The organism is Candidatus Zixiibacteriota bacterium, from assembly GCA_020853795.1.
Lineage (GTDB): Bacteria > Zixibacteria > MSB-5A5 > CAIYYT01 > CAIYYT01 > JADJGC01.
Map to the genome: position 1 here is coordinate 1 of JADYYF010000101.1, position 12,668 is coordinate 12,668.

Consider the following 12,668-nt stretch of genomic DNA (forward strand, 5'->3'; position numbering starts at 1 on the left):
GGTGGTCACTCAGATAATAGTGCAGCTTGCCGGAGGCGTCACGCATGGCAATCCGAGTCCCGCCGGCATAGATAAACCTGCGGGCAGCGCCGGAAGGAGCCGGCGACGTCTGTTCCGCAAGAACCTTACCCTGGCCGAGGACATAGTAGGTGAAGGTTCGTGCCGTGTCGGTGCACCAAAGCGAGGTGGAATCGCCTTCGCCCGGGCCGCGTGAACGCTCCTCGCCTGATCGCTCGCCACTACACTCACGGCGGAAGTGATAGAAGTACTCCTTGTAGATCCGCTCACCGCCGGCACTATAGCCGTACCAGACCGTGTCGACTCCCCAGCTACCGCTAATCTCGGTCTTCACGAGTCGGTTCAGGATATCAAAGTAGAATCGCGCCTTCTTCCCCGAGTGGCGGATGACGTTGCCGTTGTGGTCATAGGTGAGTGTATCGTCGACCAGCCAGTGCTGGCGATCGGCGACGGTGAGTTTATTGGTGCCCGCGGCGTAGCGATAGTCCTTGGCGATTGTGCCCTCGGTCGTGAACTTCGAGGCGAAAGTGATGTTGCCGTTGCCGTCGTAGTTGAACGACTCGAACTCGAAGGCTTCAATTAGAGACTCGCGCAGGCGATCGCTCTTGTCGTAGCGGTGAGCAAATCGTTTCTCATCACCGGCGATCGAGAGTTTCTGGCAGAAGACATTGCCGTTGTACTGCGCCGGCCACGGCATCTGGGAGTACGGATGATCATAATAGTAGAGCCGCTGGCCGAACAAGTCATCGGGAGCAGCCCCCCCCGAGACTCCGTCATTGATCGACTGCAACCATCCGCGCTCGTTATAGGCGTAATCCAGGTGCTGGATGGCGCCACCGATTTCCATGCTCTCAAGTTCGTCGCGTCGCGTGTGGGTCAGGCGGGCATAGCGATCCACTTCGCCTGGCTCGGCACCGCCAACCTTGGTGAGTCGACCGCGTTCATCGTAGTCGTATCGTACGATCGAACCGTCCGCATAGGTGATGGAGCGAAGCTGGTCCGCCCAATCATAGGTGTAGCGCACGACCATGCTGTCGCCGTGACACGAATAGACCCAACCGGTACCAGTTACATAAGTCGAATCCAGTACGGCCTGGAAGTAGTTGACCTGCCGTTTGACTCGGCCGCGGCCGTCGTAGTGATAGCGCTCGGCGTAGTTGCTGCGAGAACTGAGATCAGACGTGAAAACAAGCGACAGTCGCCCAACAGACAACTCGGACGCTAGCTGATCATAGAAGTAGCGCGATACCGGTGTCTTAGACGACTGTGAGCCCTGACTCGCCTCGAGACCACTCGCCGTGATCCGATCAAGCGCGTCGTAATCGTAGTAGATTTTCTCGGTGTACGAACTCGAGCCGGCGCGCAGCGTCGCATCCTGTTTCCGGATCAGGTTGCCGTTTTTGTCATACTCGTAAGTGATGCGACCGTAATTGCCGGTTCCGGAACTGTCGAGCAGGTCGGCCGCCTCTTCTTCAATCAGCTGCCCGAATGAATTGTACTTGTAGCGGACTTCATCGCCGTTCGGTTTGATGACCCGCGTCAAATTCCCCAAATCATCGTAGTCGAAGTAGGTTACGATCGCATTGGTGCTGTCATAGCTTTGGCGCAAGCGCAGCTTGCCCCGGACATCGGTGACTTCGCGGACAACATGCCCGTTCTCGTCGAGGCACTCCTTGATAAAGACTATGTCTTCGGGAAAGCTGAACAGCGTTGTCAGGCCGACGGTCGCTGCATTGGATACCGAATACTTGACCGAATCGGAAGAATGCGCGGGATCGGGGAAGTGAGTGCTGACCGGACGGTCGAGGAAATCGTAGGCCGATGTGGTGATATGCCCCAACTGATCCCGCACCGCGCAGACGCGACCGGCGTAGTCATGTTCCGTGACGACACTGTCGCTTGATCCGTCGGCGCCGAGACTCTCGGACAGGGTCGCGCGTGACAGGCCGTCGAACCAGGCTTTGGTGCGCTGTTCTGGTTCATCTCTTGCGACACGCATCGATTGCTGGACGTTGACCGGATCGACCGCATGTTCATCATCATAAGCGAGTTTCATTGACCATGCCGTGTCATTCGAGAATTCGGCAGGGACATATCCACCGGGAAGTGTAATTGCTGTTGCTCGACCAAGATTGTCGTACGCAATTTCGGATTGATAGCCGTTCGGCTCGACCGTCCAAAGCAACCTTCCTTGATCGTCGACCTTTTGGTAAACGCAGAGACTTGTCCCATTGGCACGCCGCTCCGACTTGAACCAAAATGGACCGGCGTCGACAAAGGTCTCCGGGACCGAGATAGTGTCCAGAGTACCGTCGTCGGCCAGTCGGTATCGTGTAACGGTCTCGGTCGAGGATGGAAAGACGAAGAACGTCGTGTCCTGGTTCGGGTTCACGATCCACTTGGTCCCGCCCTGAAATTGTGAAGAGCTGCTGCCACCTTTGAGGTATGCATAAGCTGTGACAGTAGAATCGACAATGACGCCTGAGTCATCGATCAGATAATTAACTGCGCGGAATACCTGGCCGTTGTACCCGAGTTCCGCATTCGGCCCATAGTACTGGGTGGCAGCCTTCGTCAGCAAGCGATCGTCGAGATCACGGACGGTACGAACACTGTCCACAATCGAGCCATTGTAGTAGGCGGTTGCTGGATTGGTCAGATTCATGTAGTCGGGGCTGAAGTAAGTCTCGGACCGAATTCCCCATGGATCCGTGACCGTCTTGCGAATGATGTTGTTGACGGTGACGTCGCCGGGATCACCAAGCCACTCGTATTCATACGTTTCAGTAAAATGCTCTTCGGAATGGCTGGTGCGCAGGGTATCAAGCTGGAACGTCCCGGTACAGACATTGCCACTGCAGTCGATATCCCAAGCATAGCGCTTGGTGATGATCGGCTCTAGCGCACGACCCCAATCGTTATCCACGGACTTAGTCATCTTGAGCGACCAACCTCGATCCCGCGAGTTCTTGCTGAACAGGCCGTTTTCGGGGAAGTAATGGTACTCGAGACGGCGGTGTTTCAGCTGTTGATACTCAGTTCGATAATCAGTCCAGAGGGTGTCCTGACTGAACCAGCGCTCAGTAGTGAAAATGTCTCCGGTCACAATGCAGTAGTCATCGTCTGCGCCTCCATTCCAGGTGTAGTCCAGAGAGTCTGTGTTCACCAACTGACCATTCGTCAAGAACTCACGTGCCGCCACAACCATGTTCAGGAAGAAGGGATCACGTCCAATCTGGTCGAAGAATGAGGACTTGCGACAAGGGAAAAGCGGAGTGAGACCGTTCAGACAGTCGTCAGTGTGATCGTAACTGACCGTGATCGTGTCGGTAGGGGTGTAGATATGATCATTCCCCCAGGCGGTCGCCTCATCATGGATATATGAGAACTTCTTATGTCCGCCATCGGGATAGTGGATCGCCCACAGGCGCCAGGGCCGCATTTGGTAGGATGCGCCTGCATCCTTGCCTGAGGCGTTACACACGTTGAAGTGCCGAAGGACGTCGGCAAAATTCAGATTGGCGAAAGTCCTCTGATACGTCCGATAGCTGAATTCGGTGCTGCGATTCTCAGAATCGCGAATCCACCATACCAGTCCGCGATTGGCCCGAGAGGTGGGTATCCAGCTCACACCCCTGCCGGAAGAGTGCGGCGAATGCACACCGTCCGCGTAGTAGAGTCGGTAGTAGGTGACTCCCCGGTAGACAACCGCGAATCCGCCGGTCGTGCCCGGATTCCAATCGTCCCAATCCAGAGCCACCTCTCCGATGGAATCAAGGAAAGGTCGGCCCAGCACGGTCATTCCCGCGTGCATGAAGCTATAATGCAGTTCGACCGCGTGACCCATTTGGTCGCGGAATTCCACCGGCAGAAGAATTCGCGGATAGTCGGCGCGTCCCTTGGGGAAGCTGGCATCACAATCGAGATCGGTCTTGTAGATCGGCTGGAAAATCTGAAAGAGAACTTGCGTTCCGTCTGATCGAAACAGCGTGAAGAAGCCGTGAAGTGAATCAGAGCTGCTCCACAAGTAACCACGATCCGGGTCGTCCTTCGAGCATGTGCTGTACTCGCCTCCGATCATGAAGGCTGGTCCTTCAATGCCGATGTCCATACTGTAGAGCTCTTTGATGCTCCCATCTTCTAACAGGATGCTGATCACACCATTTGTTGCGCCGTTCGCCGCTTTGCGTACCCTGTAGCACTTGTGATATCCTTCGACGTGCGCAGCTATGTCGTCGGTGTACGACGCATCCGCCGTGGAACTCGTGTCATTCCGCCAGGTTACGAGTTCGTTCTCAAAGTTGAAAGTTTGCACACCAATTCCATTGACGGAGAGTATCCACTCCGGAAGATTGATGGGTGTTTGCATGATCCCGTTGAGTCCCTGGCGAGCGCCAAAAGCCGTGTGTCCCACGTTTCCGTTGTAAGCAAGCTTCAGGTCGCAGTGCAGGCCGTTCTCGCTCACGGGAAGATAGAGAAGCCGCTGGGTGTAGATGAGGTTTCCGGCGAAATCTCCGATTACCTCATTGCCGGAAAGGCTGAAAGAATTGGACTTGAGATACCCGCGTTCATTAAACTGGCCGGCCGCATCAGCGATGTTTTGAAGCCGGTTGTCATCGTCGTCGGGCCATGCTCGTTCCGACCAACCCAGAACAAGTGTAACGAGAACGATGAGCAACGATGTGCGTGAATTCATGGCAACCTCCTTTGAAAGCCACTTTCCTCTGTGCCACCTTTCTTATGCCGGTGAATCGCCGGTGCCAAAATCAACTATCTAATCCAGTTTCTTGTCAACCGATTTCTCCAAAATTTTCTACCCCTCGCCCCAATTTTCACGAATTAATCGATTCTCGCCTTGGTAAACCCCACCCAACTCGGCGCCGAGTCGATTCGCTGACGCAGCATGAGATTGAGCTGCGCGGCGTGATGCTGTACGTGGCGCATTGTGTAGAGCAACAACTCAAGATTGGTCAAACCCGGGCGCCGTGCACCGCAGTCTTGATCGAGCGTTTCCGGAGTCAGGAACTGGATAAACGCGTGGCAGCGTTCGCGCCCGTACCGCAATAACTCGAGTAGTTCTGCCTGAGTGTAAACGCGCGGTGGCAGGGCGCCGGTCGGATCGAGTTCCTCCAAGTCGAACGGCGGCGGCGGCGCAAGACTCTCGGTCGACTCGGCCAGATAGTAGTCGAGCCAGAACGCCGTGTGCGACGCCAAATACCAGAAGTCAAAGAAATCCCCGCCCTTGCCCCGCCAGACATCTTCCGGGCAGCGGTGGACGGCGTTCTCCAGCATGGCGACGGCGGCGCCAGATTGCCTCCATAGGACTCGCTTCAACTGGTCATCCATCGAATCATCCTTTCTGCGTTCTTTGCTTCATTGTTATGCGTGAATCGGGTGCTCTGTCAATCGCATTCGGCGGATTTCATTGTAAGCATTTGCAGCTCCATAGCTTGCCACCGGAGTTGAAAGGCCGAGCACCGGCCTGCCCCAAGCCCCCGCTTGACTAACTGACGAGAATCGGTATATTACTCAATATTAACAGTTCGCCGCCCGAGCTACCGCTGCGGCGACAGAATTACTCTCGTTTTGGATTGCCCTGACTTGGTCTCAACTCGACCACAACTAGATGAAAACAAAGTGTTCCCTGAGCCCGGACTTCGCCGGTTCGACAACAAGATCGGAGGAAAGTGTGCCCGCAACTTTATGGCGGAGAATCAATAAGGCGAGTTTTGTCGCCGTTGCTTCACTCGTTCTTCTAACTCTATTCGCTTCCGTATCAGCAGCTGATTTCGAGAAGATTCCGATCGAGCAGGCGATTCGAGAATCACGCGAGGCTCACGAACTCGAGCGGCAGGGGAAGGCCCGTGGACTTCTGAAGTCGCGCGAGTTACTTCAACAACTTGGTGACCGCGGCGCGCTTCCGACGCAGTATCAATATGATGTCAAGTTCTACCGCATCGACATGAGCGTCAATACCACGACCGAAATCATCACGGCGCGCGTCGATATGCAGTCGGCGGCAACTCAGGACAGCGTCACTTTCTGCGAGATCGACCTCTACTCCAACATGACGGTGGATTCGATCCGTGTCGACGGCGCGGTCGCAACATTTACGCGCAACGGCAATGTGGTCAAGGCGTTTCTGCCGACGCCGGTGGATTCGGGACAATTATTCACCGTCGTAACCTACTACAACGGCCATCCGATCGAAGGCGGCTTCCAGGCATTCTCCTTCGACAGCTACGGCGGCAATCCGGTGATTTCCACTCTCTCGGAGCCATACCTGGCGCGCACGTGGTGGCCGTGCAAGGATCATCCGGACGACAAGGCCGACTCGGTGGACATCATCATCACCTATCCCAGCAACCTGTTCTGCAGTTCCAACGGCACGATGGTCGGCAACATCGACCTCGGCAACGGCACGCGGCAGACGTACTGGAAGGCGCGGTATCCGATCGCGACCTACCTGGTGAGCCTGGCGATGTCGAACTACTCGCACTGGCGCAACTGGTTCCACTACGATGTCAATGATTCGATGCCGGTCGACTTCTGGGTCTATCCTTCGCAGTTGGCGGCCGCACAATCCGGCTATGCACCAACAGTATCCATGCTCGATACGCTCTCGCGGCTGTTCGGGCTCTATCCCTTCATCAATGAGAAGTACGCGATGTCGATGTTCAACTGGGGCGGCGCCATGGAACATCAGACCAATACTTCGATCATCAACAACAACTACTCGCAGTCAATCATTGTGCACGAAATGGGCCATCAGTGGTGGGGCGATATGATCACCTGCCGCGACTGGCACCATATCTGGATGAATGAGGGATTCGCCAGCTACGTCGAGGCGCTCTGGTTCGAGTCGACCGGCAGTTTTGCCGATCTGCGCAGCTACATGAACGGCATGCGCTACACCTCCGGCGGCACGATCTACTGCACTGATACCACCGATGTCTGGTCGATCTTCTCCAGCCGCGTCTATGACAAAGGTGCGTGGGTCCTGCACATGCTGCGGCATGTCGTCGGCGACGCGAATTTCTTCGACATCCTGCAGACCTACTATGACGATCCGCGCTACAAGTGGAAAGACGTATCGACGGAGAATTTCCGCGACCTGTGCGAGGAAGTCACCGGCATGAACCTGCATCCCTTCTTCGACAACTGGATTTACGGCACCTATTATCCGCGCTATACCATGTCGTTCGCTTACGACCAGACCTCGGCCAATTCGTACCGCGTCTACGTGCACGTGCGGCAGAATCAGAGCACCAATCCGACGGTGTTCAATATGCCCAACGTCGATATCTCGGTGTATAACGGCACCTATCACGACTTCGCCGTGCCGAACACGCAGCGCGACCAGGACTATATCTTCGACCTGGTCGGCACCAATATGCCGCCGACCTCGGTCGTGATCGACCGCAACGATTGGATCTTGAAATCGACCTCGACCGAATCGTATGCCGTGCACATCATCTATGACACGCTCCGGGCCGGCAGCGAGGGGACGGCCTATGCCGACTCGCTGATCGTCCGCGGCGGGACCAAGCCGTACACGTTCCAGCTCATGTCGGGAAGTCTTCCGGCTGGACTGACGTTGAATACGGCGACCGGCGTGATCAGCGGCACACCGACCGACACCGGCGCGGTTGCGGTCTCGATCAAAGCCACTGGCATCAGCGGCGGCTCCGATACCAAAACACTGACCTTTTATATCGCGCCGCAGTTGTACGTCTCCGGCGATGCCGACGGCAGCGGCGCGGTCAACATCTCCGACGCAGTCTACTTGATCAATTACATCTTCTCCGGCGGACCGGCACCCACACCCTTGGCGGCCGGCGACCCGGATTGCAGCGGTGCGGTCAACATCTCCGATGCGGTCTACCTGATCAATTACATCTTCTCCGGCGGACCGGCGCCCTGCTAAGGGATAAGTCGCTGACGTGAATTAGAAACCGGGAGTCGCCAGCGGCTCCCGGTTTTCGTTTATAGCAGGCAATCTTGTGATACCGGATTCCATCATGCTGTGGCGTCCGTCCCGCGCATGCAACGGAGGATCAACTTACGCAGCTCGCTGATCCAGAGCACCGATGAGGCCATCAGCGCGCAGACCAGCCACTGCCCCGCCGTCAGCGGCGCAGTGCCGAACGCCGCATTCAGAAACGGCAGGTGCACGACGGCAAGCTGCAACAGCAGACCGAGTAGCACTGCTCCCAGAAGCCAGCGATTGACGAACATTCCCTGAAAAGCGCTCAGCGTCGCCGAGCGCGCGTTGAAGACGTTGAAGAGCTGGGCTAGCACCAGCACCGTAAATCCGGCGGTCCGCGCCACCTCCAGCGGCCCGATGCCGGCGATCACTCCTCCGGGCAGATAGAGGTCAATCGTCAATAGCGTTGCGACTGCCATGACCAGCCCCGTCGTCAGCACCTCCACCCACATCCGGCCGTCAATCACGCGTGCGTCGAGTCGGCGCGGCGGCCGCGCCATCACGTCTTCGGTCTCAGGGTCGACTCCCAGCGCCAACGCGGGCGCCGAATCGGTAATCAAGTTGATCCAGAGGATCTGCGTCGCCAGCAGCGGCAGCAAGAAGCCGCCGGACTCCGAGGCCAGCCCGATGATGCCCGAGAGCACGACGCCGAGAAATACCGTCAGGACTTCCCCCATGTTCGAACCCAGAAGATAGCGCAGGAATTTCTTGATATTGTCGAAGATGATCCGGCCTTCGCGGACGGCCGCCACAATCGTCGCGAAGTTGTCGTCCGCGAGAATCAACTTGCCCGCCTCCTTGGTCACCTCGGTGCCGGTGATCCCCATGGCAACGCCGATGTCGGCCGACTTGAGTGCAGGCGCATCATTGACGCCGTCGCCGGTCATGGCAACGATGTTGCCGTCGGCCTGCAGCGCATCGACAATTCTCAGCTTGTGCTCCGGTGCTACGCGGGCGTACACCGAAGTCGAGCGCACGGCCGCGCGCCAGGCGCTCTCGTCCAATTCGTCCAGTTCGATGCCGGTCAGCACGCGCGCACCGGGCACGACGATGCCGAGATCACCGGCGATCCGTGCCGCTGTTACCGGATGGTCGCCGGTGATCATCAGGACGCGAATGCCGGCACGCTGCGCCTCGCGGACGGCGACGGCGGCTTCCGGACGCGGCGGATCGATGATGCCGACGACGCCCAGATAAATCAGTTCCGTCTCCAGCGAATCCGTGAGCGGACCGGCGCCGTTGGCGACTGCCGGATCCTCGACGCGCCGGTAGGCGACACCGAGCGTCCGCAGCGCCTGGGCCGACAGCCGCTCCACTGCGGCGAGCGCCGCGGTGCGAAGCTTCTCATCGAGCGGAACGACGTCCTCACCAACTCGCACCGCCGTGCAGCGCCGCAGGAGTACGTCGGGCGCACCTTTCGAAACCAGCGAAACACGCCCGGTCTTGCCGTCGTGTTGCAGCGTGGACATCAACTTGCGTTCCGACGTAAACGGAATTTCGCCGCGCCGTTCAAATTGCGCCGTGTGCGCGCGGGTACCCTCAAGCTTGTGCGCCGCTACCAGAAATGCCGCTTCGGTCGGGTCGCCCTGAATCTCCCAATCGCCGTCGCGCTCGCGCAGGGAGGCATTGCCCGCCAGACTCCCACCGCTCAGTACCAACCGCGCCTCCATGAGCAGCTTCGGATCGATCGCCGCACCGCTGACTGTAACGGCTTCACCTTGGGGGTGGTAGCCGACGCCGGTCAAAGAGACTTCGCCGGAAACGGTGACGATCCGTTCAATTGTCATTTCGCTTTTGGTCAGAGTCCCGGTCTTGTCGGAGCAAATCACCGACGCCGAGCCGAGCGTCTCGACCGACGAGAGTTTTTTGACAATGGCCTTGCGCGCCGCCATCCGTTGAACGCCGAGCGCCAGCACGACCGACAGGATCGCCGGCAGCCCCTCCGGCACGGCGGCGACGGCGAGCGAGACGCCGAGCATGAGCACCCCCACCGCAGCCGCGGGCGTCTTGACGCCGAACACCAGGACAATTGTCGCGACCACAATGACGGCAATGGCGATCACCGCTATCCCCAGCCGTTTGCCGAGCCGCTCGATTTCGCGCTGCAGCGGCGTCGGGTCTTCCCGCGTCGTCTGCAGCAGCCGGGCGATCTTGCCCATTTCCGTGTCCATGCCGGTGGCGGTGACGATCGCGCGCCCGACCCCTTGCGTGACGGCCGTGCCTTTGAAGACCATGTTGTCGCGATCCGCCAGCGCCGCGCGCTTTGCCAGCTTCGCCGTGCGCTTGGTCACCGATTCGCTCTCGCCGGTGAGGGACGCCTCGGCGACCCGCAAATTGATTGCGCGCACCAAACGCGCGTCGGCGCCGACACTGTCGCCTTCGTTAAGAACCAGGATGTCGCCCTTGACTAATTCGTCAGTGTGGATTCGTTCGACCTGATCCTCGCGCAGCACCGCGGAGGTGGCGGCGGTCAAATTCGCCAGGGCCGCAACGGCATCCTCGGCGCGCGCCTCCTGCAGATAGCCCAACACGGCGTTCGCTGCAACGATAGTCAGGATGACGAGCGCATCGATCGGGACACCGTGGGCACCCTCAAGCGCCCAGGCAATCGCCGAGATCGCAATGGCGGCCAGAAGCAGATAAACCAGGGGATCGCGGAACTGGTGCAGGAACTTGCGCCACGCCGGAACCGGTGGGGAGCTGATAAGTTCATTTCGGCCGTCGCGCCGCAGGCGTTCAGCTGCCTCGGCATTAGTCAGCCCGTGCTCGGGATCGACGCCGAGCGCTGCCGCAATCTCACCAGCCTCACGCAGTGATGAGTCGGCGAAGAGGGAAGTCTCGCTTGGGTTTGTCACGGCAATCTCATATTTTCTTGTCCACCGCCTCATAGTACAACAAGGCTGGCGTTGCATGAAACACAATTGCAGGGAAAATCGCATCGCAAGCAGTTCTCCGCGTTAATCTTAGTTAATCCAAACTCGCCTGCGTCCGTGTGGATCTCTGCAAGTTCTTCAATTCCGTCAGATGCGACTTTTTTGAAACAAAATCGACCTATGAGATATACAATAGCATTGCCAGCACTCACTGCCGGTGTCAACCATCTCCAGCGGTGGGAGGCCGGAGCGTTTTCGCCAAGACCAGTTGTGGCTTTTCATGTGATCAGCGGCTTCCGACAGGAAAGGAATTTGACTTATGGTAGTACAGACGATGGCGAATCGCGCGATCGAACTGAAGCAGGACGCGCTCGATATGCTGAGGTCGCGCATCAAGGGGCCGATTTTCACCGCGGGAGATGCACGCTACGAAGAATCGCGCACAGTCTGGAACGGCATGATCGACAAACATCCGGCCCTGGTCGTGCGCTGTCTCGGCGTGGCCGACGTGATCGCGTGTGTCAACTTCGCGTGCGAACATGATCTGCTCCTTTGTATCAAGGGCGGCGGGCACAACATCGCCGGATTGGCCACGGCCGACGGTGCGATGATGCTTGATATGTCGCTCATGCGCGGCGTTTGGGTCGATCCCCAGCAGCGCGTGGCGCGCGCACAGGCGGGTTGCCTGCTGGGTGACGTCGACCGCGAGACGCAATTGCATGGTCTGGCGGCCGTCCTCGGTTTTGTCTCACTGACTGGCGTGACCGGATTGACCCTCGGAGGCGGCTTCGGTTATCTGACCCGCCGCTGGGGCTACACCACGGACAATGTCCTGGCGATGGAATTGGTCACGGCGGACGGCCGACTGGTGCGCGCCAGCCGGACCGAAAACCCCGACCTCTTCTGGGGACTGTGTGGCGGCGGCGGCAACTTCGGCGTCGTCACGGGAATTGACTACAAGCTGTATCCCGTCGGTCCGGAGATTGTCGGCGGCGTAGTGGCTTGGCCGGCAGAGGATGCGCCCAAGGTGCTGGCGTTCTTCCGCGACCTTGCGGCATCCGCGCCGCGAGAGATGACCCTGGTAGCGATGATGCGTCCGGCGCCGCCGGCGCCATGGCTGCCGAAGGAGATGCACGGCAAGCCGATTGTGGCGATGATGGCCTGCCATAGCGGCAAGCTTGAGGACGCCGAAAAAGCGGTCGCACCGATCAAATCGTTCGGCAAACCGATCGGTGACATCCTCGTGCGCCGCCCATATACGCAATTGCAATCGCTGCTGGATGCCACCCAGCCGAAAGGTCGGCGCTACTACTGGAAGAGCGAGTACCTGGCCGAGATTAGACCGGAACTTACCGACAAGTTCATGGCGCATGCCGCCAAGATTGTCTCACCGCACTCGGCGGTGATCTTCTTCCAGCTCGGCGGCGCCTTGAACGAACTGCCCAACGACCACTCGGCGGTCGGCAACCGCGACGCGCGTTTCGTGCTGAACATCGCCGGGTCGTGGGAACATCCGGAGGCAGATCAGGCTAATGTCGCATGGGCGCGCGCGGCCTGGAACGACATGAAATCGTTTTCTACCGGCGGCACGTATCTGAACTTCCTCACCGCTGACGACGGCCCCGAGCGCACGAAGGATGCGCTGCGTCAGGGACTGCAACGCCTGGGTGCGATCAAGAAGACCTGGGATCCGCACAACCTCTTCCGCACCAATCGCAACATCCATCCGGCATAAAGACCGTTCACGCGACCGGGGTCAACTGCCCCGGTCGCGACACAATTTCGACTGA

At 58.5% G+C, this 12,668-nt stretch carries 5 protein-coding genes; 2 read left to right on the forward strand and 3 right to left on the reverse strand.

The window, feature by feature from the left end; all coding sequences use genetic code 11:
* Both IT585_07650 and IT585_07655 read right to left on the reverse strand, forming a co-directional pair.
* A partial coding sequence (locus IT585_07650; GenBank protein ID MCC6963109.1) for an RHS repeat protein occupies positions 1 to 4,714 on the reverse strand: 4,714 nt, incomplete at its 3' end.
* 143 nt (positions 4,715 to 4,857) lie between these two features.
* Positions 4,858 to 5,352, reverse strand: coding sequence for a DinB family protein (locus IT585_07655; protein ID MCC6963110.1), 495 nt, complete (start codon positions 5,350 to 5,352; stop codon positions 4,858 to 4,860).
* Positions 5,353 to 5,707: 355 nt separating this feature from the next.
* Between IT585_07655 and IT585_07660 the strand changes: the two genes are divergently transcribed.
* The gene (locus IT585_07660; GenBank protein MCC6963111.1) at positions 5,708 to 7,945 is read left to right on the forward strand and encodes a putative Ig domain-containing protein; all 2,238 of its coding nucleotides are present in this window, start codon (positions 5,708 to 5,710) and stop codon (positions 7,943 to 7,945) included.
* Positions 7,946 to 8,037: 92 nt separating this feature from the next.
* Here IT585_07660 and IT585_07665 read toward each other — a convergent pair whose 3' ends face one another.
* Positions 8,038 to 10,893: a cation-translocating P-type ATPase gene (locus tag IT585_07665; GenBank protein MCC6963112.1), complete on the reverse strand. Its 2,856-nt coding sequence runs from the start codon at positions 10,891 to 10,893 to the stop codon at positions 8,038 to 8,040.
* A 304-nt stretch (positions 10,894 to 11,197) separates the two neighbouring features.
* Here IT585_07665 and IT585_07670 point away from each other — a divergent pair, with 304 nt between their 5' ends.
* Entirely contained in the window at positions 11,198 to 12,613 is a 1,416-nt protein-coding gene (locus IT585_07670) for an FAD-binding oxidoreductase (protein MCC6963113.1), read from the forward strand.
* The last annotated feature ends 55 nt before the right edge of the window (positions 12,614 to 12,668 follow it).

Coding starts and splice junctions, on each gene's coding strand:
- IT585_07665 (MCC6963112.1), bottom strand. CDS start 10,893: ATGAGGCGGTGGACAAGAAAATATGAGATTGCCGTGACAAACCCAAGC.
- IT585_07670 (MCC6963113.1), top strand. CDS start 11,198: ATGGTAGTACAGACGATGGCGAATCGCGCGATCGAACTGAAGCAGGAC.